This is a genomic window from Micromonospora sp. NBRC 101691 (assembly GCF_030269285.1).
In the GTDB taxonomy this organism is placed as follows: Bacteria; Actinomycetota; Actinomycetes; order Mycobacteriales; family Micromonosporaceae; genus Micromonospora; species Micromonospora echinospora.
Genome location: NZ_BSTB01000005.1, coordinates 110585 through 130929, shown reverse-complemented (window position 1 = coordinate 130929; position 20345 = coordinate 110585). Strand labels below are relative to the sequence as shown.

The window sequence follows — 20345 nt, the reverse complement described above, 5'->3', positions numbered from 1 at the left end:
GTCCTTGTGGGACATGAACCTGGCGGTGCCCGGCGGGATGGTGCCGGCGCTGCCGAGCCTAGTACTGGATCGTCTCCGTAGCGCCTCCCGTGGTCGTCGCGGATCAGGGACGTCAGCGCGGTCGGACCAGGCTTTCGTGGGAGGATCGCGCCGTGCCGTCGCTCTTCGCTTCATATCTGCGTGTGTACGAGCCGCTGACCGCCTTCGACCGGGACCGCCAGGAGTACTGGCGGTCGTACGTGCGCCAGGGCCGGGCGGTGGCCCCGCAGGAGGGGCCGGTCCGGCAGCGGACGGCCGTGATCGAGGCGCTCGGCGCGGGCTGGACCCGTCTGCCCGACCTGCCGGACGAGGCGTACGTGCTGGAGACCGGCGAGGCGATGCTGGTCTGCCCGTGGAACCTGCGGGTCCGGGTGGCCGAGGCGGCGCTGAGCGCACGCGAGGGCGTGCCGGCGGTGCTCGCCGACGCGTTCGTCCCGCCGGTGCTGGCCGGTCAGGCGAAGGCCGTGGTGGAGGACTGGCGCAGCGGCGCCCGGGTGCTGGAGCACGGGGTGCCCCGGTTGCACGAGCAGATCTCGACCTGGGGCGTGCCGTTGCGCTGGTTCGTCCTCGTCGACCCCGAGGAGCGGGAGCTGGACGTCGCGGCGGGGCGTGGGGTGCTGCGCTACCGGACGGAGATCTCCAAGGCCCGCCGACGGTCCTCACGGGCCCTGTCGGTGCTGCGCAAGTCGGTGGGGGAGGTGCCGATCACCCAGGCGGTCGAGGAGGCGGCCCGCTGGCTGGAGGAGTTCCACCCCCGGTCGGTGGTGGAACTGGACTACGGCGGCCTGGTGGACCTGCTTCCCGAGGAGACCCTCCGGGCGGACGACTCGCCGGCCCTGGTCGCGGCGGGGCTCGCCGGGCTGGCTCGGGGCGAGGCCGAGGAGGCTTCGGCGGCGTACGACAAGCTGGTCGCCCGGTGGCGGGCGGTGCAGCTGCTGGAAAGGTGCAACTAGCCACAAAGCACTCAATGAATGCCACCAACGAGAGCTGGCTTCGTAATTGGCGCATCACGAACCGTGATCATGAGTCCGAATAAGGTAGTTTCTGGGGCATAAAAGTCGTATAAATCGGGCATGGTTCATCCGTCCGTCTAGGGACCTTCGGCCGTTCGGCCCATGTCGGACATCGGGGACTAGCCGGACCATGGGAGACGCGTCGGCCGGCGGGACCCCGGCCGATGTCTATACATGTGGAGGAGTGACCGATGGCATCGCGAACGCACGAACCAGAGCCGCTGCTCACACCGGCCGAGGTGGCGTCGATGTTCCGTGTCGACCCGAAGACCGTGACCCGGTGGGCGAAGGCGGGCAAGCTCAGTGCGATCCGCACCTTGGGCGGGCACCGTCGTTACCGCGAGTCGGAGGTACGCGCCCTGCTCCAGGGACAGATCCCCCAGCAACGCCAGGGGGACTGACCCGGCAGGCACAGAGACGTTCCGGATCAGGGGCGGCGGACGAGGGTCCGCCGCCCCTGACCATGTCCGGACCCGTTCGCCTCGGCCCGGCCCGTCGGGCGCTCAGCCCAGGGTCACCCGTACGCCCACCGTGCCCTGCTCGCCCCGGCGCAACCGGCTGCCGAGCAGGGTCAGCCGCCCCAGCAGTCGGTACTTCTGCTTCAGCAGGCCCCGGATCCGCCGGGTCTCGGCCGGTGGGCAGAGAGTCGCGTACCCCTTGACCGCCGGTCCGTGCGGACGCCCCCGGACGTCGCACGGCGCCACGGTCACCGTCGGGTCCCGCCGGATCCGCTTGACCTTGCCGGAGTCGGCGACCGTCCAGATTGCCAGGGCGTCCCCGTCGCGCACCGCCCAGACCGGGGTGGGCACCGCCCGACCGTCCCGCCGGAACGTGGTGAGCAGGACGTACTTCTCCGCCGCCAGGTCGTCGAGATCAGTCACGCCGCCACGATACGGCCGACCGGCCCGGCCGGTACGGCGGATAGCGTGCAGCCTATGAGTGGCGGACCACGACCCGGTGACGTCTTCGGCGCGATGATCAAGGACGCGTACGCGGTGGCGACCGGCACCGGGACCCGGCCGTTGGCCGGTGGACGGCTGCCGCGCCCGGTCATCGAGATCATCGAGCGGGACGACGGGTTGATCAACGGCGCACCCGCCGCGCACTACTTCGCCGGCCCGCCGTACTGGGAGCCGTACGACCGGCGCGCGGTGAGCCGGGTCCGGGGCGCCACGCTGGACGTCGGCGTCGGCGCGGGCCGGATCGCCCTGCTCCTCCAGGAGCAGGGGACCCCGGTCACCGGCCTGGACACCTCGCCCGGGGCGTTGGCGGTGTGCCGCCGACGCGGCGTCCGGGACCTGGTGCACGGCACGGTGGACGCGCACGTCGCCGACGGGCGGCGGTACGACACCTTCCTCCTGCTCGGCAACAACGTCGGGCTGCTGGAGGGGGTGGAACGGGGTCGCGTCTTCCTGGCCGCGCTGGCGGCGATGGCCCGACCGGGGGCCCAGGTGATCGCGCAGGGCACCGACCCGTACGGCACCCGGGACCCGGTGCACACCGGCTACCACGAGCGGAACCGGCGGCAGGGGCGGCTCGGCGGCCAGTTGCGGCTGCGGCTGCGGTACCGGGAACTCGGCACCGACTGGTTCGACTACCTGGTCTGCTCCGTCGAGGAACTGGCCGCCCTGGTCGACGGCACGCCCTGGCGGCTGGTCGACGTCGACGACCGCGACGCGCCGTACTACCTGGCGTTCCTCCGCCTCGCCGCCTGAGGTGGTAGCAGGGGCCCCCTGTTACTCAAAAAGCGGTAACAGGGGACCCCTGCATGTATGTCAGACCTGGACGGTCGGGGGGAGCTGGCGGGGTGGCAGGCCGCCGTCGCCGTCGACGACCTCGTCCGGAGTGCCGTCCTCGTCGATGTCGACCATGGTGATGTCGACCTTGCCGTCGTGGTCGGTGTCGAACTGGAACAGGTCGGCCCTGCCGTCGCCGTCGGTGTCGACCACCCAGACGTCGGTGCGGCCGTCGTTGTTGGTGTCCGCGCGGAGCAGTTCCACCCGCTGGTCACCCCGGGTCTCGACGGTCTCCGACGGTTGTCCGGTCGCCTCGTTCATCGATCGTCCTTCCCTTGGTTGCCGGCGGCAGTACCCGGTTTCCGCCGCCCCCACGCATGCCATCCGGATCGCGGCTGCATAGGGTCGCCACATGAACGATCGTTTCGTCGTCGTCGGAGCCGGCACCATGGGGCTCGGCATCGCGTACGTGGCGGCCGGGGCGGGGCACGCCGTCGAGCTGGTGGAGGTGGATCCGGGCCGGGCCGCCGACGCCCCGGCGCGGCTGGCGTCGCTCTGGGAACGGGCGGTCCAGCGTGGAAAACTCGGTGCCGACGAGGCGGCGGCGAACCGGGAGCGCCTGGTGGTGCGTACCTCGCTCACCGAGGTGGCTCCCGGGCCGGGGGTGCTCGTGGAGGCCGTACCGGAGCGACTGGAGCTGAAGCGGGCGGTGCTGGCCGAGGCGGCGGCGCTGCGGCCGGAGCTGCTGGGCAGCAACACCTCCAGCATCTCGATCGGCGAGCTGGCCGCCGGCCTGGCGCAGCCGGAGCGCTTCGTGGGGTTGCACTTCTTCAACCCGGTCTGGGCGATGGCGCTGCTTGAGGTCGTGGTCGGCCCGGCCACCGCGCCGGAGACCACCGACGCCGCCGTCGCGCTCGCCCGTCGGCTGGGCAAGGACCCCGTCGTGGTACGTGACATGCCCGGCTTCGCCACCTCCCGGCTCGGGGTGGCCCTCGGGCTGGAGGCGATCCGGATGGTCGCCGACGGCGTGGCCAGCCCCGCCGACATCGACAAGGCGATGGTGCTCGGCTACCGGCACCCGGTGGGGCCGCTGGAGCTGACCGACATCGTCGGACTCGACGTGCGGCTGGACATCGCCCGCACCCTCCAGGCCGCGTACGGGGACCGCTTCGCGCCGCCGCCGCTGTTGGCGGAGATGGTCGCCCAGGGGCGGCTCGGCAAGAAGTCCGGCCAGGGCTTCTACCGCTGGGTGGAGGGTAGGCGCTCATGAGCCTGCGGATCGAGGAGCGGCCGGACCGGCTGGTGGTGACCCTGGACCGGCCGGAGAAGCGCAACGCCATCGACGCGGACCTGATCGGCCAGCTGCACGAGATCTGCGCCGAACTGGAGGCCCGGCCCCGGTTGCTGCTGCTCACCGGCGGCACCGACGGCATCTTCGCCGGTGGCGCGGACATCGGCCAGCTCCGTGAGCGGGGACGGCTGGACGCGCTCGCCGCGATCAACTCGGCGGCCTTCGCCCGGATCCGGGCCCTGCCGCTGCCGACCGTGGCGGCCGTGGACGGGCCGGCGCTCGGCGGCGGCGCGGAGCTGGCGTACGCCTGTGACCTACGGGTGTGCACGGCGCGGGCGGTGTTCGGCCAGCCGGAGGTACGGCTGGGGATCCTGGCCGGCGCGGGCGCGACGCACCGGTTGCCGGCGCTGGTCGGCGAGGCGCGGGCCAAGGAGCTGCTCTTCACCGGCCGGCGGGTGGACGCCGAGGAGGCGCTGCGGATCGGGCTGGTCAACCGGGTCGTGCCGGAACCGGACGAGCTGCTGGCCTGCGCGCACGAGCTGCTCGACGAGATGGCGAAGGGCTCGGCGCTGGCGCTGCGACTGACCAAGCTGGCGGTCGACGCGCCGGCTGCGGCCCACCCGCACCTGGACCTGGTCAGTCAGGCGGTGCTCTTCGAGGACGACGAGAAGTACCGCCGGATGACCGACTTCCTGGAGCGGCGCCGACCGCGCTAGGCACGGGATGGGGGGCGTACCCGCCCCCACCCCGTCACTGCTGGATCTGGACGCCCGCCTCGTCGAGGGCGACGATCACCGCGGCCGACTCGGCGTAGCCGATGAGGAGTACGGCGTCCGCGCCGAACTCCTTGATCTCCCGGGCACCCGCGCTGAAGTCCACCGGCGGGGCGTCGGCGTCCGCCGGGGGCTCGTAGGTGAGCAGCTTGACCTTGTCGCCGCCGAGGCCGGCCCGCTCCAGCTCGGTGCGGACGTAGCCCTGGAGGCCCTCACCGTAGGAGTCCTTCCGGGCGACCAGGGCGACCTTGCGCGGTCCGTCCCGCAGGATCACGTCGGCGAGCGCCCGGCCCTGGAGGCTGTCCGGCGGAGCGGTGCGGAAGTAGAGGCCGTTGTCCTCGATCGTGGTCAGGCTGGCGTCGGTGTTCGCCGGGGAGAACATCACCAGCCCGGCGGCCACCACGTCCGGCAGGATCGCCTTCGAGACACCGGAGGCGCCCGCGCCGATGATGACCTGCACGTTCCTCTCGACGTGGGAGGCCAGGGTGGCCTTGGCGACGGCGGGGTTCGTGCCGTCGTCGCCGTCGATCCAGACCACCGGCTCGTCGAGTACGCCGCCGGCGGCGTTGATCTCCCGCACCGCCAGGGCGGCTGCGGCGGCCTGCGGCGGGTAGGCCAGCGCGAGCGCCCCGGTACGCGGCAGCAGGCCACCCAGGGTCAGCGGAGCGCCGCTGTCGGCGCGCGGCTTACGCCCCTTCGGCGGGGCCTTGGTGCTCGCCTTGGAGTCGTCACCGGCCCCGACGAACTCGGTCTTGGCGTCGTTGAGCTTCTGGTCGTCGAAGTGCAGGGTGGCGTAGCTGGCCGTGGCCGGCTCGCCGGCCTCGGTGAACCCGGCCCGGTTCAGCGAGACACCGCGGTACTCGATGTCCTGCCCGGCCCGGGCGAGCTTCAGGCAGCCGGCCGCGTCCTCGCAGCGCTGACCCTCGTTCGTCACGCCGACGATCTGCTTGGCGATGGAGGCGGGGTCGGTGGTGCCGGCGAGCTGGGCGGCGAGCGCGCTGATCATCACCGCGTCGTACGCCTCGGCGGCGTAGAGGTAGTCCCGCAGGCCCGGGTCGACCGCGCGGAGCCGGGTCTTGAAGTCCTCCGGCAGCGGGGTCATCGGGGTGGTGCCCTTCATCCCGTCGACGAGGTGGGCACGATCCTTCAGCTCCAGGGGGAACGTGTTCAGCATGTTGCCGTCGTTGCCGTAGAGCCGGACCTGCTGGCCCTCGTTCTCGGGCTCCTCGGGCTGCTCCGTCCCGCACGCGCCGGTGGTGAACAGAAGCGCCACGCAGGCCGCCAGTGTGGCGACTCGCGAGCCGCGTGATACGCGCATGATTCGTTCCCCTCAGGCGAAGGTTCGTTGCGCACATTAGCGTGCGTTCCCGATCGGCGGGACCGTGAGGCCGGATCGATGTACAGGTCGACGGGTGTGACTGCGTAAAGTCACCGCGTTGTCGACTCTGGGTGGTGATCACTTGACGCAGTCCCGTACTGTTCGCCGCGTGACCGACTCGCCCCAACAGACGCGTGACGACGCGGCGGCCGTCCTGCACTCCGCCCTCGCCGGAGACGGCGCCGCCGTGGTGGGAACCTTCGACGCCGTGGTGGACCGGGCCGGCGTGGCCGGGGCGTACGGGGTGGCCTGGTGTCTCGCCGCCACGATGGTCGGGGACGACGTGCCCGCCGGGATGGCCGCCCTCGACTTTCCCGGCATAGACCAGGCCAACTACGACACCCGCTGGGTGGCCCGCTTCCTCAGCGCGTACGCCAACCGCGACCCGGAGACCGGCGAGGCGCTCTTCGGCGCCGCCATCGCCGACGGGCTGCTCCCGGACTGTCTGCTCACCCTCGCCGGCTCGGCGGTGGCCACCCTCTATGGTCCGAAGCGCCCGTCCGCCGGTCAGTAGGCGTGGTAGGCCACCAGCGGCTCGTACTGGTAGTAGCTGTTCGAGAAGCGGACCCTGAAGTTGACCCCGTCCCGGACGTTGGTGGCGATCGTCGTCCAGTTGGAGTTGGCCGGTAGGTACGTCCAGTAGTTGCAGTTGCTGGTCTGGTCGATGAAGATCACGCAGGCCTGGGTGCTGAAGGCGCTGGCGTTGCGGACGTTGATGTCGACGCACCGGCTGCTGGTCCGGTACGGGCCGGCCTGCCCGCCCCAGCCACCGGTCTGGAAGTAGGACCGACTCGTGGTCCCGTAGCAGGTCGCCTGGCTGCCGAGGTTGGTGGCGGAGGCATCGTGCGGGCCGGCGGTGACGGCCTGGGCGGGGGTGGCGAGGGCCAGCAGCGCGACTGTCGTGGCGGTGGCCAACAGGGGAGCGACCGGAAGTTTCATGGGGTTCTCCAACCATGGACTGACCGCTGGCGGTCGATCCTTCGCGAACCGTGACGATGGTACTGATCAATGCGCTGGTCCGCTGTCCCCGCTGGCCACGCCAGGGTTCGCCGGTCGGTGTGGTACCTGTGGTGGCATGTCCGACGCCATGCTCAGCAAGGTGCGCAAGTTGCTCGCCAAGGCGGAGGATCCTGCCTGCACCGCCGCCGAGTCGGCCGCCCTGACCGCCAAGGCGACCGAACTGATCGCCCGCTACGGGGTCGACCGGGCGCTGCTCGCCGCCCGGGACCCGGCCACCGACCCGGTGGGCGACCGGGTGGTGGACGTCGTCGCCCCGTACGCCCGGGACAAGGCCGGCCTGCTCGCGGCGGTGGCGGACCCGCTGCGCTGTCGCTGCGTACGGCGGCGCGAGGGCAGCGGGTTCACCATGCACCTGTTCGGGTTCGCCAGCGACCTGGAGCGGGTGGACCTGCTCTTCACCTCCCTGCTGGTGCAGGCCGCGCACGGCCTGGCCGGCACGGCGGTGCCGTCCGGCGCGCACCCGGCCGCCTTCCGTCGTTCCTGGTTGGCCGGGTTCGCGCAGGTCGTCGGGGAACGGCTGCGGACGGCCGAGGCGTCGGCGGTGAAGGTCGCGGAGGCGGACGGCCCGTCAGTGGCACTGGTGCTCGTCGACCGGTCGGACCGGGTACGTCGGCGGCTCGACGAGGTGTATCCCCGGCTGCGTACCGCCGCACCCCGGCGGCTGGCCGGCACCGGCTACTCCGTCGGAGCGGACGCGGGTCGCCGGGCCGACCTCGGCGGACGCACGGTCGGCCGGCCGCCCCGCCAGGCGCTCGGGGACCGCTGAGTCGACGGCCGGTCAGGCCGGATGCGGGCGGCGTCGGACGGAGTGGAGGTAGCGGGTGAGCATGTCCTGCCACCCCTCGGTCATCGCCTGCCGGTAGCCCTCCGCGGCAGCGCCGTGCCGGTCGAACTTCCGGTGTTCGACGGTGACCCGGGTGCGTCCCGACCCGTCGGCCTCGACGATCACCTCGACCTCGCTGGCCCGGGACGGGTCCGGCACGGGCACCCGGTCCGGGCCGATCTGCCAGACGAAGACCAGCCGGTGGGGCGGCTCCCAGGTGAGGACCCGGCCCCAGTCGGACCGGAAGCCGTGCGGCCCGATCTCGTAGAGCATGCCGCCGGGCCGGGGCTCGATGCCGAGGTCGGTGAGGAAGTCCGGTCCCGACCAGGTGTACTCGGCGACCCACCAACTGGTCAGTTCGGTGAAGGCGGTGAACGCCTCCGCCGGGGAGGCGGGGACGAGAAGAGTGCTGCGAAGGGAGAAACGGTCGACGTCCTGATGGACGGCGTCCGGCTCAGCGATCTCCTGCCCCATAGGCCCGGACCCTACCGGCTGGCGCCGCGACGTGCAGCGACCTTCGGCAGCGGGACAGCGTGCGGTGACCTTGCGAAATCCGGATAAACAGCATCAAGAATCGTCGCGTCACGCTGTCCCGAAGGCGATCACCCCCGTCGATCACAAGTGCGTAAACCACCGCCCGGGCGGGCCTTCGCCCGTCTGTTGGGACGGGAACGCCATGGGTGTCTCCCGCCGGCGGCGTCCGGGCACGGCCCACCGCCCCGGACCATCGTCTAGTACGTTTGTACATGTATGTCAGTACCAGTTAGGGGCACCGATGGCATACCTCTTCCTCCTGGGCGCGATCTCAGCCGAGGTGATCGGCACGAGCCTGCTGAAGGCGACGCACGGTTTCACCCGGTTGTGGCCCACCCTCGGGCTGGTCACGGCCTACATCATGGCGTTCCTGCTCCTCGCCCAGGCGGTGAAGACCATCCCGGTCGGCGTCGCCTACGCGATGTGGTCCGGCCTCGGCACCGCCGCGATCGTCGCCATCGGCGCGGCCTTCCTCGGCGAGCCGCTCAGCCCCGTCAAGGTGCTCGGCGTCGGGCTGGTCGTCGCCGGTGTGGTGATCCTCAACCTCGGCGGTGCGCACTGAGCGCCGGTCAGCCCCGCCGGGCCGCCCGTGCCCGGGATCCGGAAGGCCGTCGTCGCGCGCTGACCACCGCGGTCGTCGAGGTGATCGCGGAGGTCGGGATCGGCCGCACCACCCACCGGGCGGTGGCCGCCCGTGCCGGGGTGCCCCTCGGCGCGACCACCTACTACTTCCCCACCCTGGCCGACCTGGTGGCCGCCGGGCTGGCCCGGGCCGGCGCGGAACTCGACGCCGAGCTGTGCCGGTGGGCCGACCACCTGGGCGACGGCAACGACCTGCCGGCCCGGCTCACCCACCTGGTCGGTGACTACCTCGCGGACCGGGGGCGGGCGCTCGCCGAGTTCGAGCTCTACCTCGCCGCCGCCCGGAGTCCGGAACTGCGTCCCCTCGCCCGCTCCTGGCGGGACCAGCTCCGCCGGCTTCTCGCCCCGACGGTCGGCGACCGGGCTGCCGGGGCCGTCGCCGCCTTCGTCGACGGAGTCGTGTTGCAGAGCCTCGCCACCGGTGAGCCGGTCGACCCGGTGGCCGTCGAGTCGGCGATCACCGCGCTGGTCTCGGGTCGCACCGTCAGGTGACGGCGGGGCTGCGGCGCTCGATGAGGGTGACGTCGCGCCAGATCCCGTGCTGGCGGCCGATGCGCTGGCGGGTGCCGACGGTGCGGAAACCGCAGGACGCGTGCAGGTGGAGGCTGACGGTGTTCTCCGGGAACACGCCGGACTGGATGGTCCAGATCCCGGCCCGCTCGGTGGAGGCGATCAGGGCCTGGAGCAGACCGCGTCCGACTCCGCGACCCCCGGCGTCGGGATGGACGTAGACGGAGTGCTCGACCACACCGGCGTAGACACACCGGTCGGACACCGCCGAGCAGGCGATCCAGCCCAGGACCGCGCCGGCCCGGTCGACGGCGACCCACCGGTGCTCCGGCATCCGGGTGGCGGTGAAGCTCTCCCAGGTGGGCGGCTCGGTCTCGAAGGTCGCGTTTCCGCTGGCGATGCCGAGCCGGTAGATGTCCAGGACCGCCGGACCGTGCTGGTCGTCCATCGCGGCGATGGTGATGCCCCCGGCGGTGCGCAGCGGTGGCACCGGGCTCGAACTCACGCGACGGTCCCGCTCAAGGCTGGCGAGTAGTTCGACGACCCGGGTCCTGATGTCGTCGCGGACCTGGCGGACGACGTCGAGGGGTTGGCCGGCGGGGTCGGTGAGCTTCCAGTCCTCGTAGCGTTTGCCGGGGAAGACGGGGCAGGCGTCGCCGCAGCCCATGGTGATGATGACGTCGCTGGCCTCGGCGGTGTCCCAGGTGAGCCGGGTCGGGCTCCGGTCGGTGATGTCGATGCCGACCTCCCGCATGGCCTCGACGGCGGCGGGGTTGATCCGGTCGGTGGGCGCGCTGCCGGCGGAGCGGACCTCGACGGTGTCTCCGGCGAGGTGGCGCAGCCAGGCGGCGGCCATCTGGGAGCGGCCGGCGTTGTGGACGCAGACGAACAGGACGCTGGGCTTGTCGGTCATCGGGTTGCGTCCTCTCGGGTGGGGTGGGGCACGACCACCGCTTCGGCGGCGTGCCCGGCGTGGGGGTACCAGGCGGCGAGGGCGGCTACGGCGACCAGGCCGCCGACGAGCTGGGCGGCGACGAAGCCGGGCACGGAGGTGGGGGCGATGCCGGCGAAGGTGTCGGTGAACGCGCGACCGACGGTGACGGCGGGGTTGGCGAACGAGGTCGAGGAGGTGAACCAGTACGCCGCGCCGATGTAGGCGCCGACGGCGGCCGGGGCGGCGGTGGTGCGGCCGGTGCGGGCGAGGGCGAAGACCAGCACGACCAGACCGGCGGTGGCGACAACCTCGGCCAGCCACAGGTTCCCGCCGGTCCGGTCGGTGCTCGACCAGGTGACGGCCGGTAGTCCGAACATGAGGTCCGCCAGGACCGCTCCGGCAATGGCCCCGGCGACCTGCGCGGGAACGTAGGCGGCGAGGTCCCGGGCGGTGAGGCCGGTGCCGGCGCGGCGGCCGAGCCACCAGTCGACGGCGGAGACGACCGGGTTGAAGTGGGCGCCCGACACCGGCCCGAAGGTCAGGATCAGCGCGCCCAGGGCGAGCGTGGTGGCGACCGCGTTCTCCATGAGCTGAAGTCCGGCGTCGGTCGGGGACAGCCGGGAGGCGGCGATCCCGGAGCCGACGACGGCGGCGACCAGCAGGGCGGTACCGGCGAACTCCGCGGACGCCCGCCGGGTGAGGGCGAGGTTCACGTGGCCGGTGCGGATGCGGTGGGGATGTCCAGCAGTGCGCCGAGTTGCCGGAAGGCTTCCGGGCGCACCCGGTACCAGACCCAGGTGCCGCGCCGCTCGGAGTCGACCAGGCCCGCGTCACGCAGCACCTTCAGATGGTGGGAGATGGTCGGCCCGGACAGGTCGAACGCAGGGGTCAGGTCACAGACGCAGATCTCCGGCCTGGAAGCGATCATCGACATCAACCGCAGCCGGACCGGATCGCCCAGGGCCTTGAACATCGGTGCGACGGCTGCTGCCTGGTCGGCGTCCATCGGGCGGACCGCGATCGGTGCGCAGCAGGCCACGGCGTTCAGGTCGACCACCGGCAGCACTTGTTTCGACATGCGCCTAGGTTGACAGAATTCGAAACAGCGTGCAAGGTGAGTCCTGATTCGAAAAACATCTAGGCAAGGGTGGTTGTGGTGATCGCAGCCACCCCGTCCGCCGGAAACCCCGTCAGGAGAAGAACCGTGTCCCGTGTCCAGCTCGCCCTGCGCGTGTCCGACCTCGAAGGCTCCGTCGCCTTCTACTCGAAGCTGTTCGGTGTCGAGCCGGCCAAGCGCCGCCCCGGCTACGCCAACTTCGCCGTCGAGAACCCCCCGCTGAAGCTCGTGCTCCTGGAAGGCGAGCCCGACCGGCCGACCGTGCTGGACCACCTGGGCGTCGAGGTGTTCAGCACCGACGAGGTCCACGCCGCCACCAACCGCCTCACCGAGTCCGGCCTGATCACCCTGGAGGAGAACAGCACCGAGTGCTGCTACGCCCTCCAGGACAAGGTCTGGGTGCGTGGACCCGGTGACGAACCGTGGGAGGTCTACACCGTCAAGGCCGACTCCGACCGCCTGGGGAAGGCCGTCGAGAGCGCCTGCTGCACCCCTGCCGCCGAGGAGGAGCCGGTCACTGCCGGAAACAGGGGAAACTGCTGCTGACCGCGGTGCCGCGCCCGTCCCGGGTCCGGACGGGCGGGCGCGGTGGCAGAAGCGCCAACAGCAAGATCCCCACCGACGTTTCCGCTGGTGGGGACCTCTGTAGCCCGGCGAAAGGCTATGTGGCCAGGGGCGGGGTCGAACCGCCGACCTTCCGATTTTCAGTCGGACGCTCGTACCAACTGAGCTACCTGGCCGTACCCGGGTGAGTTTACCCCCCGGACGCAGAACGCCGCGCGGTGAGACGCGGCGTCGGCGTTGGCGGTCCTGACGGGACTTGAACCCGCGACCTCCGCCTTGACAGGGCGGCGAGCACTCCAACTGCTCCACAGGACCTAGCTCTTACTGCCTCCGGCCAGGCCGGATCGTGCCCCCAACGGGATTCGAACCCGTGCTACCGCCTTGAAAGGGCGGCGTCCTGGGCCGCTAGACGATGAGGGCGGCCCCGCCATCATTGCACACTCGCAACTTCTGCGGACTTGCTCCCATCCGGCCCCGCCGGAGGCTTGCAAAGCATACGTGATGAGCCGCCGGGCAACAAAATCGGTATCGGCCCTCCCGGGATTCTGCCCAAAACCGCAGGTCAGCGTGGTTCAGCGGAGATTGGTGACGCCGTACCGCCGTTTGCTCTCGGCGATCACCCCGGCGCAGGCGGCCACCGTGGCGGCCCGATTTCCGCCTCCGTCGTGCAGCAGCACCACCGATCCGGGCCGGAGCCCGTCCCGGACCCGCGCCACGATCGTCGCGGCCGGCGGCTTCGCCCAGTCCCTCGGATCCACGTTCCAGTGCAGCGGGGTCATGCCCAGTTCCCGGGCCACCGCCACCACCTCGGGCGTCCACCGGCCGCCCGGCTGCCGGTAGAAGGGGACCTTCGCGCCGGGCACCGCCGCCCGGATCGCCCGGGTGGTGCGGTCCAGGTCGGCGTGGATCTCCGCCCGGGGCCGGTCACCCAGGTCCACGTCGTGCCGCCAACTGTGGTTGCAGAGCTGGTGCCCCTCGCGCACGATCCTGGCCACCAGCCCGGGGTGTTTACGGACGCGGGTGCCGACCACGCAGAACGTGGCGGTGACCTGGTGCCGGCGCAACTGCTCCAGCACCTTCGGCGTCCAGGCCGGGTCCGGGCCGTCGTCGAAGGTGAGCGCCACCCCCCGGGTGCCGGTGGTACGGCGCAACCCCGCCGGCAGCGGGGTACGCGTCGTCTTCGGGCCGGGCTTCGACGCGGACGGCGAAGGGCTCGGCACGCCGGACGGCGCCGGGGACTCCGGCGGCCCGGCGGTCGGCGTGGCCTCGGCGGGATGGGAGAAGACCGGGGCGGTCGGGCCGACGGAGCGGACCGCTGTGCCCTCGCCGCAACCGGTGAGAAGCAGCAGCAGGGCGGCGCCGGCCGCAGCCAGGACGCGTGGCGTCATCGTCGTCGCTCCCGAGAGGGGGTCGGGGTCACGGGCGCCCCGACGTTACGCCCCGTCCGGTGACGGTGACACCCCCCGGTCAGTCAGTGGGCGACCGGTCCAACGAGTCCCGTACCGCGAGGGCCAGCGAGACCGCCTCGGCCAGCGACACCGGCCGCACCACCCCGGCCGGCAGGGTGTCGTCCCACCAGCCGGGACCGGCGGCGAGGACCAGCAGGGGTCGGCGGGGGACCGCGAGGACCGCGGTGAGCTGGGCCGGGTCGGCGGTCGCGCGGATGTGCGACCAGAGCACCACGGCGGCCGGGGCGGTCCGGACGACAGCGGTCGTCAGCGCCGCCACGGGCACCCGCGCGCCGAGCATGCGGCAGCCGACACCGGCCTCGGCGAGCGCGGCGGCCAGCGCCTCCAGGGGCAGGGTGTGCTGTTCGTCGTCGGTGCAGGAGAGCAGGATGCGGGGCGGGCCGGCGGTCGGGTTGGCGCGGGCGACCACCGCGAACGCCTCGGTCACGCAGCGGGAGAAGAGGTGCTCGACCTCGATCATCGCGGCGGTTGCGGCGTGCCGCTCACCGATGCCGGTGAGCACCGGGCGCAGCAGCCCGTCCCAGGTGGCGACGACACCCTCGGCGACGAGCGACTCGTCGATCGTCCGGCCGACGGTGACCGGGTCCAGCCGCATGGCGGCGCGGGCCAGCCCACGGGCGGCCGGGCCGGCCCGACCGACCGGGATGGTCGTCCCGCCGCCGTCGCGGGTGGCGACGCCGTTGCGGCGCGCCGATGGTGGTGTGTCGACCGGGGACTGCCGGGCCCAGCGGGCGGCCTCGGCCGGGGTGACCCCCTCGGCGGTGAGCCGACGCATGACCTCCAGCCGGGCCAGGTCGGTCGGGGTGTAGCGGCGGTGGTGGCCGGGGACGTGCTCGCTGGGGCCGAGTCCGTAACGCTGGTGCCAGGTCCGCAGCGTGGTCACCGCGACCCCGAGCCGCCGCGCCACCGCTCCCGCGCTCAGCGCTTCATCGGTCACCCGACCGCTCCGACGCGTCGTCCGCCGGCCCGCCGGACGGAGTTCCGACCCGGGCGGGTCCGGGCCCGACCGGGCGCAGCAGGCGGTTCACCACTCCGCCGAGCCACGGCGCGTACGCGCGGGGGTCGGCGTCGAGTTCCGTCTCCAGGGCGAGCGGGTCGACCCAGCGCAGCTCGGCGACCTCGCTGGTGTCCGGCCGGAGCACGAGGTCGGCCGGGACGTCGGCGCGCAGCACGTGGTCGTACTCGAACTCGACCCGACCGGTGGCCGGGTCCTCGGCGTAGTAGACGTACACGCCGACCTCGGTCAGCTCGACCGGACCGGTGCCGAGTTCCTCACCCAGCCGCTTGTTGGCGGCCTCGGCCGGCGACTCGCCCGGCGCGGGATGGCCGCAGCAGGAGTTCGCCCAGCGCAGCGGGAAGCGGGTCTTGGCGGCGGCCCGCCGTTGCAGCAGCACCCGGCCGGACGGATCGACCAGCAGCACCGAGAAGGCCCGGTGCAGCCGACCCGGCGGCTCGTGCGCCTCGGCCACCGTGGTCCGGCCGGCGACGCTGCCGTCGTCGCGGACCAGTTCGACCAGGTGGGCCTCACGGGAGGTCACGGGAGGCGCCTTTCGGTGATGCGTGCGGCGGCGAGCTTGCCGGAGATCAGCACCATCGGCACTCCGACACCCGGCTGGGTGCCTGATCCTACAAAAACCACGTTCGCCAGTGTGCGGTGCAGGTTCGACGGACGGAACGGGCCGGTCTGGAAGAGGCTGTGCGCGGCGGCGAACGGGGTGCCGGCGGCCATGCCCTGCGCGGCCCACTCGGCGGGGGTGACGACCTCGCACAGCTCGACGCCGTCGGCGAAGCCGACGTAGCCCCGTTCCTCCAGCGTCGCCATCAGCTCGTCGGCGTACCGACCGGACAGGCCGCCGCGCCAGTCGAAGGGCGCCCGGTCGAGGTTCGGCACCGGGGCGAGCACGTAGTAGGTGTGCCGGCCGGCGGGGGCGACCGAGGGGTCGGTGCGACTCGGGTTGGTGACCAGCAGGGACGGGTCGGTCATCAGTTCGCCGCGCCGGATCACCTCGTCGAAGGTGCCCTTCCAGGACCGGCCGAAGTGGATGTTGTGGTGGGCGATCTTCGAGTACCCCTGCGTCGAGCCGACGTGCAGCACCACGCAGGACGGCGAGTAGGTCAGCCGGCGTTGGCGGGCTGCGGGGAGCAGGTCGCGGTACGCCACCGGAAGGTCCGGGTTGAGCACCACCACGTCGGCCGGGATCCGTTCGCCGTCGGTGGTGAGCACACCGGTGGCCCGGCTCCCGTTGGTCTCCACCCGCTCGACCGTGGTGCCGTACCGGATCTGGACGCCGTGCTTCTCGGCCGCTCCGGCCAGGCCCCGGGAGACGGCGTGGATGCCGCCGCGCGGGAAGTACACCCCGGCGACCGAGTCGAGGTACGCGATGACCGCGTAGATGGCCAGCGCGTCGTGCGGGGCGAGCCCGGCGTACATCGCCTGAAAGGAGAAGATCCGCTGGGTACGGGGGTCCCGGAAGAACTGGTTGATTTTGGTCTGGAGTCGGCGGAACGCCCCGCCGGCCAGCAGTTTCAGCAGGTTGCCGGTGAGCAGGTCGGTCGGCGCGTCGAGATTGCGCTCGATGAAGTCGGCCCGTTCCAGCCGCCACAGCTCGCGGGCGTAGTCGACGAAGCGGAGGTATCCGTCCGCCTCCCGGGGGCCGCAGACCTTCGAGATCTCCGCCGCCATCCGGGAGGTGTCGGTGATCACGTCGAGGGTCGAGCCGTCCGGGTAGTACGCCCGGTACGCCGGATCGAGCTGCGTCAGCTCCATCCAGTCGGTCAGCTCCTCGCCGACCGCGCCGAGCGCCTCGGCGATCAGCTCGGGCATGGTGAGCACGGTCGGGCCGGTGTCGAACTCGTACCCGTCGAGGCTGAGCCGGCCGGCCCGGCCGCCGGGCACCGGCTCGCGTTCGAGCACGGTCACCTGCCGGCCGCTGCCGGCCAGGTGCAACGCGCAGGCCAGTCCGCCCAGCCCTGCGCCGACCACCACGACCCGGTCGGTACGTCCGTCAACGGTCCGCACGCGGACCCCCTCCCTCGGAACGAAGAACCATCATGCCCACCGTCGGGTGCTGGCGTCGGCGAGCCCGGCGAGCGCGGACCGGGCCGTCCCGTCGAGGTCGGCGACATCGAGCGCGGCCAGCGCGTCGGCCACCCGCTCGGAGATCATCTGTTCCACCCGTCCGACCGCGCCGGTCGCCGCGACCACCTCGGCCAGCTCGGCGGCGGCGTCCTCGTCGAGGTCGGTGCCGATCCGGTCGAGCCGAGCGCGCTGGGCGGGGCCGGCGAGCTGCCGGGCGAGCATGAGCAGCACCGTGGGCTTGCCGCTGCGCAGGTCGTCCCCGGCCGGTTTGCCGGTGAGGTCGGGGTCGCCGTAGACGCCGAGCAGGTCGTCGCGGAGCTGGAACGCCTCGCCGATCGCGAGCCCGTACCGGGTGTACGCGGCGACCGTCGGCGCGTCCGTGCCGAGGCCGCCGAGGGTGGCCCCGTACAGCAGCGGACGCGCCACGGTGTAGCTGGCGGTCTTGTAGCGGGCGACCCGCAGCGCCCGGTCCAGTGACCAGTTCGCGGGGTCGTTCTCACCGAGCACGTCGAGATACTGCCCGGCGACCGTCTCCACCCGCATCTGGTCGTAGCAGCGCCGGGTCTCCAGCAGCCGGGCCGCCGGGAGCGCGGCGTGGGCGAGCAGGCGGTCCGCCCAGACCAGGCAGAGATCGCCGATGAGTACGGCCACCGCCTCGCCGAAGCGGTCGGGGTCGCCCCGGTGCCCGGCGGCCCGGTGGCGGGCGGCCAGTGCCCGGTGCGCGGTCGGCAGTCCCCGACGGGTGTCCGACGCGTCCATCACGTCGTCGTGGACCAGGGCGAACGTGTGCAGCAGCTCCAACGCGGAGAGTGCGGGGAGCACGGGTGGCAGCGCCGCCTCGGGCCCGGCCACGCCGCGCCAGCCCCAGTAGGCGAACGTCGGGCGGATCCGCTTGCCGCCGGCCAGCACGTGGTCACGGGCGGTCGCGGCGAAGTCGCCCATCGCCGCGTCGATTTCGGCAAGTGCGTCGATCTCGGTGGCCAGGAACGCGGAGAGGGTCTCCTCCACGGCCCGGACCAGGTCTCTCGTGCAGGCGGCGAGCACTGCGGTCACCGGATCGTCGCCTTCGGCCGGCCGGATCGTCGCACGGGTCGCGTTGTCGGCAACTGCGTCGTTGGCCATGTGGGCGAGCGTACCCTAGGGTTACGAGTTGCGTCGATTGGTGCGTCGATTTCGAGGGAGGGTCGGTGGACACGGATCTCACCGCTGCCTACGACCGGTGCCGTGAGCTGCACAGGCGTCACGGTCGCACCTACTATCTCGCCACCCGCCTGCTCCCCGCTTGGAAACGGCGGCATGTGCACGCTTTGTATGGATTCACCCGGTACGCCGACGAGATCGTCGACCGCACCGAGGAACTGCCCCCGGCCGAACGCGCCGCGCGGCTCGACGAGTGGTCCGCCCGCTTCCTCGCCGGCCTGCACGGCGGGCCGGTGGACGACCCGCTGCTGCCGGCCGTCCTGCACACCATCGCCGTCTTCGACCTGGACCGGGGCGACTTCGCGTCGTTCCTGCGCAGCATGGCGATGGACCTGACCATCACCTCGTACCGCACCTACGACGACCTGCTCGACTACATGGAGGGCTCGGCTGCCGTCATCGGCACGATGATGCTGCCGATCCTCGGCAGCGCCGAACCGGCCGCCGCCCGGGAACCGGCCCGCCAACTCGGCCTCGCCTTCCAGCTCACCAACTTCATCCGGGACGTCGCCGAGGACCTCGACCGGGGCCGCACCTACCTGCCCGACGAGGACCTCGCCAAGTTCGACGTCACCCGGGAGGACCTGCTCGCGGCGAGGGCCCGGGGCCGGGGCACCCCGAAGATCCGGGACCTGATCGAGTACGAGGTCAGCCGTGCCCAGGCCCACTACGAGGCCGCCGCACCCGGGATCGTCCTGCTCGACCCTGGTTCGCAGGCCTGCATGCGGACCGCGTACGCCCTCTACGGCGGGATCCTCGACGAGGTGGCCGGCCAGGGCTACGACGTGTTCACCCGGCGGGCGCTCGTACCGGGCCGGCAACGGCTGGCGGTGGCGACGCGGGCGCTGCTGACCCCGGCCGGCACCCCGGTCACCGTCCCCGGCCCCCGGACCGTCGCGTCCGGTTGAGGTGGTGGCCGGAGCGGTCGCCGAGGTGGTTGCAGGGGCACCTTGCAGGTGCTTTTCGAGTAACAGGGGTCCCCTGCTACCACCTCGGCGGGGCGGGGCACCGCCTCAGAGGCAGGAGTGCAGGGCGTCGACGAGCGCCTCGACCCGGTCGAACCCGGCCAGCCGCGAGGTGGTGTACGCCAGCGTGTAGCCCCGGGCCGGGTCGGCCCAGGCGCAACTGCCACCGATCCCACCCATGCCCCAGCTCCCGTCCTCCTCGTACTGCATGCCGAGGGTCCACCGGGTGTGGTCGGCCAGGAGCAGGTCCGGGCCGTCGTACTGCACCCGGGTCGCCTCGGCCACCACGTCGGCGGTGAACAGGCGTACCCCGTCGAGGGTGCCGCCGGCCAGCAGCCCGTCGTAGAACCGGGCCAGCCCGGTCGCCGTGGCGTGCAGGTTCACCGCGGGAATCTCCGCGCCGCGCCAGAGCGGACTGTTCAGCACCGCCAGGTCGAGGCAGCCGGCGGGATTGCCGAGCGCCCGCTCCCGGAGGGACCCGGGTACGCCCAGCGTGGTCACCGGCCAGTCCGGGACCCCGTACGACAGGTCGGCGCAGCGCCGCTGGTCGGCCTGCTCCAGCCCGAAGGCGAGGTCCAGTCGCCACGGCCCGGCGATCTCCTCGGCGAGGAACCGGCCGACCGTCCGGCCGTCCACCCGGCGGACCAGCTCGCCGACGAGGTGCCCGTACGTCAGCGCGTGCTCGCCCGCGACGGTGCCCGGCTCCCACTCCGGCTCGGCGGCGGCGAGGTCCCCGGTGAGCAGTGCCCAGTCGCCCAGCGCGGCGGCCGGCCGGGGCACCGGGAAGACCGGCAGGCCGGCGGTGTGGGCGAGCACCTGCCGGACGGTGGCCGGGGCGCGGAACCCCGGCCAGTGCCGGACCACCGCGTCGTCCAGGTCGAGCCGACCCCGGTCGACCAGGAGCAGCAGGCAGAGGGCGGCCACCGGCTTGCCGACGGAGTACACGTTGACCAGGGTGTCCGGCCGCCACGCCCCGCGCGTCCGGGCCGTTGACGGCAGCGATCCCGAGCCGCCACCGGCGCGGAGCGGTTCGTCCGTGGGGAGCGGGCCGGCCGCGCCGGCCGGTCGGGTCGAGCCACCGACCAGGTCGACCACCGGCTGACCGTCGTACCGGACGGCCAGCGCCGCGCCGGTCTCCCGGCCCGAGGCGAACAGGTCGTGGAAGCAGTCGTGGACCGCCGCGAAGCGTGCGCGCATCGGGCCACGGTAGGGGGTGCCGCCCCGGTTCCGCGTCGGATTACCGCGCCGGGACCGACCC

24 protein-coding genes, 3 tRNA genes and 1 pseudogene are annotated in these 20345 nt (G+C 72.6%); 11 read left to right on the top strand and 17 right to left on the bottom strand.

Annotated elements, in window-relative coordinates; genetic code table 11:
- Positions 1-152 precede the first annotated feature (152 nt).
- Entirely contained in the window at positions 153-992 is an 840-nt protein-coding gene (locus QSK20_RS11185; protein WP_285788519.1) for a DUF8083 family protein, read from the top strand.
- 251 nt (positions 993-1243) lie between these two features.
- Positions 1244-1453 (top strand): BldC family transcriptional regulator, encoded by a 210-nt coding sequence (locus tag QSK20_RS11180; protein ID WP_007073996.1) that lies wholly within the window; start codon positions 1244-1246, stop codon positions 1451-1453.
- A 102-nt stretch (positions 1454-1555) separates the two neighbouring features.
- On the opposite strand, the gene QSK20_RS11175 is transcribed toward QSK20_RS11180, so the two are convergent.
- Positions 1556-1933 carry a PPOX class F420-dependent oxidoreductase gene (locus QSK20_RS11175; RefSeq protein WP_285788518.1) on the bottom strand — a complete coding sequence of 126 codons (378 nt, stop codon included), beginning with the start codon at positions 1931-1933 and terminating at the stop codon, positions 1556-1558.
- A 54-nt stretch (positions 1934-1987) separates the two neighbouring features.
- Between QSK20_RS11175 and QSK20_RS11170 the strand changes: the two genes are divergently transcribed.
- Positions 1988-2767, top strand: a complete 780-nt coding sequence (locus QSK20_RS11170; RefSeq protein WP_285788517.1) for a class I SAM-dependent methyltransferase — start codon at positions 1988-1990, stop codon at positions 2765-2767.
- A gap of 60 nt (positions 2768-2827) precedes the next feature.
- Here QSK20_RS11170 and QSK20_RS11165 read toward each other — a convergent pair whose 3' ends face one another.
- Positions 2828-3109 (bottom strand): hypothetical protein, encoded by a 282-nt coding sequence (locus QSK20_RS11165; protein WP_088981214.1) that lies wholly within the window; start codon positions 3107-3109, stop codon positions 2828-2830.
- A gap of 91 nt (positions 3110-3200) precedes the next feature.
- On the opposite strand from QSK20_RS11165, the gene QSK20_RS11160 reads away from it, so the two are divergent.
- Positions 3201-4058 (top strand): 3-hydroxyacyl-CoA dehydrogenase family protein, encoded by an 858-nt coding sequence (locus QSK20_RS11160; RefSeq protein ID WP_285788516.1) that lies wholly within the window; start codon positions 3201-3203, stop codon positions 4056-4058.
- The gene (locus QSK20_RS11155; protein ID WP_285788515.1) at positions 4055-4795 is read left to right on the top strand and encodes an enoyl-CoA hydratase/isomerase family protein; all 741 of its coding nucleotides are present in this window, start codon (positions 4055-4057) and stop codon (positions 4793-4795) included. The genes QSK20_RS11160 and QSK20_RS11155 overlap by 4 nt, the downstream gene beginning before the upstream one ends.
- A gap of 34 nt (positions 4796-4829) precedes the next feature.
- Here QSK20_RS11155 and QSK20_RS11150 read toward each other — a convergent pair whose 3' ends face one another.
- On the bottom strand, positions 4830-6170 hold the full coding sequence (locus QSK20_RS11150) for an ABC transporter substrate-binding protein (RefSeq protein WP_285788514.1): 1341 nt from the start codon (positions 6168-6170) through the stop codon (positions 4830-4832).
- 169 nt (positions 6171-6339) lie between these two features.
- Between QSK20_RS11150 and QSK20_RS11145 the strand changes: the two genes are divergently transcribed.
- Positions 6340-6744: a hypothetical protein gene (locus QSK20_RS11145; protein WP_285788513.1), complete on the top strand. Its 405-nt coding sequence runs from the start codon at positions 6340-6342 to the stop codon at positions 6742-6744.
- Here the strand turns inward: QSK20_RS11145 and QSK20_RS11140 are convergent.
- Positions 6738-7169, bottom strand: coding sequence for a hypothetical protein (locus QSK20_RS11140; RefSeq protein WP_285788512.1), 432 nt, complete (start codon positions 7167-7169; stop codon positions 6738-6740). The two genes, QSK20_RS11145 and QSK20_RS11140, sit on opposite strands and share 7 nt — an antisense overlap.
- A gap of 136 nt (positions 7170-7305) precedes the next feature.
- Here QSK20_RS11140 and QSK20_RS11135 point away from each other — a divergent pair, with 136 nt between their 5' ends.
- Entirely contained in the window at positions 7306-8016 is a 711-nt protein-coding gene (locus QSK20_RS11135; protein WP_285788511.1) for a DUF2786 domain-containing protein, read from the top strand.
- A 12-nt stretch (positions 8017-8028) separates the two neighbouring features.
- Here the strand turns inward: QSK20_RS11135 and QSK20_RS11130 are convergent, their stop codons facing one another.
- Positions 8029-8547, bottom strand: coding sequence for an SRPBCC family protein (locus QSK20_RS11130; RefSeq protein WP_285788510.1), 519 nt, complete (start codon positions 8545-8547; stop codon positions 8029-8031).
- A gap of 301 nt (positions 8548-8848) precedes the next feature.
- On the opposite strand from QSK20_RS11130, the gene QSK20_RS11125 reads away from it, so the two are divergent.
- Positions 8849-9169 carry a DMT family transporter gene (locus QSK20_RS11125; RefSeq protein WP_285788509.1) on the top strand — a complete coding sequence of 107 codons (321 nt, stop codon included), beginning with the start codon at positions 8849-8851 and terminating at the stop codon, positions 9167-9169.
- Between the two features lie 80 nt (positions 9170-9249).
- On the top strand, positions 9250-9741 hold the full coding sequence (locus QSK20_RS11120; protein WP_285788508.1) for a TetR/AcrR family transcriptional regulator: 492 nt from the start codon (positions 9250-9252) through the stop codon (positions 9739-9741).
- Here the strand turns inward: QSK20_RS11120 and QSK20_RS11115 are convergent.
- The 3 genes and pseudogenes from QSK20_RS11115 to QSK20_RS11105 all read right to left on the bottom strand — a co-directional run bounded on the left by QSK20_RS11115 (position 9734) and on the right by QSK20_RS11105 (position 11771).
- Positions 9734-10207, bottom strand: coding sequence for a GNAT family N-acetyltransferase (locus QSK20_RS11115; protein WP_285788687.1), 474 nt, complete (start codon positions 10205-10207; stop codon positions 9734-9736). The two genes, QSK20_RS11120 and QSK20_RS11115, sit on opposite strands and share 8 nt — an antisense overlap.
- 66 nt (positions 10208-10273) lie before the next feature.
- Positions 10274-11406 (bottom strand): annotated as a pseudogene (locus tag QSK20_RS11110) (aquaporin); the annotation flags it as partial.
- Entirely contained in the window at positions 11403-11771 is a 369-nt protein-coding gene (locus QSK20_RS11105; protein WP_285788507.1) for an ArsR/SmtB family transcription factor, read from the bottom strand. The gene QSK20_RS11105 and the pseudogene QSK20_RS11110, both read right to left, overlap by 4 nt.
- A 126-nt stretch (positions 11772-11897) precedes the next feature.
- Here QSK20_RS11105 and QSK20_RS11100 point away from each other — a divergent pair, with 126 nt between their 5' ends.
- Positions 11898-12356 carry an ArsI/CadI family heavy metal resistance metalloenzyme gene (locus tag QSK20_RS11100; protein ID WP_285788506.1) on the top strand — a complete coding sequence of 153 codons (459 nt, stop codon included), beginning with the start codon at positions 11898-11900 and terminating at the stop codon, positions 12354-12356.
- Positions 12357-12476: 120 nt separating this feature from the next.
- On the opposite strand, the gene QSK20_RS11095 is transcribed toward QSK20_RS11100, so the two are convergent.
- The 8 genes from QSK20_RS11095 to QSK20_RS11060 all read right to left on the bottom strand — a co-directional run bounded on the left by QSK20_RS11095 (position 12477) and on the right by QSK20_RS11060 (position 18044).
- A tRNA-Phe gene (locus QSK20_RS11095) sits at positions 12477-12550 on the bottom strand.
- A 62-nt stretch (positions 12551-12612) separates the two neighbouring features.
- Positions 12613-12689 (bottom strand) — tRNA-Asp (locus QSK20_RS11090).
- Between the two features lie 32 nt (positions 12690-12721).
- Positions 12722-12794: transfer RNA gene (locus QSK20_RS11085), tRNA-Glu, on the bottom strand.
- Between the two features lie 152 nt (positions 12795-12946).
- Positions 12947-13762, bottom strand: coding sequence for a polysaccharide deacetylase family protein (locus QSK20_RS11080; RefSeq protein WP_285788505.1), 816 nt, complete (start codon positions 13760-13762; stop codon positions 12947-12949).
- A 79-nt stretch (positions 13763-13841) separates the two neighbouring features.
- Positions 13842-14780, bottom strand: a complete 939-nt coding sequence (locus QSK20_RS11075; protein ID WP_285788504.1) for a MerR family transcriptional regulator — start codon at positions 14778-14780, stop codon at positions 13842-13844.
- Positions 14770-15381, bottom strand: a complete 612-nt coding sequence (idi, locus tag QSK20_RS11070; protein WP_285788503.1) for an isopentenyl-diphosphate Delta-isomerase — start codon at positions 15379-15381, stop codon at positions 14770-14772. Before idi ends, QSK20_RS11075 begins: the two co-directional genes overlap by 11 nt.
- A complete protein-coding gene (gene crtI, locus QSK20_RS11065) occupies positions 15378-16862 on the bottom strand; it encodes a phytoene desaturase family protein (RefSeq protein ID WP_285788502.1) in 1485 nt (494 codons plus the stop codon). Before crtI ends, idi begins: the two co-directional genes overlap by 4 nt.
- Positions 16863-16892: 30 nt before the next feature.
- Positions 16893-18044: a polyprenyl synthetase family protein gene (locus QSK20_RS11060; RefSeq protein WP_285788501.1), complete on the bottom strand. Its 1152-nt coding sequence runs from the start codon at positions 18042-18044 to the stop codon at positions 16893-16895.
- Positions 18045-18109: 65 nt separating this feature from the next.
- Between QSK20_RS11060 and QSK20_RS11055 the strand changes: the two genes are divergently transcribed.
- The gene (locus tag QSK20_RS11055; protein ID WP_285788500.1) at positions 18110-19030 is read left to right on the top strand and encodes a phytoene/squalene synthase family protein; all 921 of its coding nucleotides are present in this window, start codon (positions 18110-18112) and stop codon (positions 19028-19030) included.
- Positions 19031-19135: 105 nt separating this feature from the next.
- Here the strand turns inward: QSK20_RS11055 and QSK20_RS11050 are convergent, their stop codons facing one another.
- A complete protein-coding gene (locus QSK20_RS11050) occupies positions 19136-20284 on the bottom strand; it encodes a serine hydrolase domain-containing protein (protein WP_285788499.1) in 1149 nt (382 codons plus the stop codon).
- Positions 20285-20345: the final 61 nt, after the last annotated feature.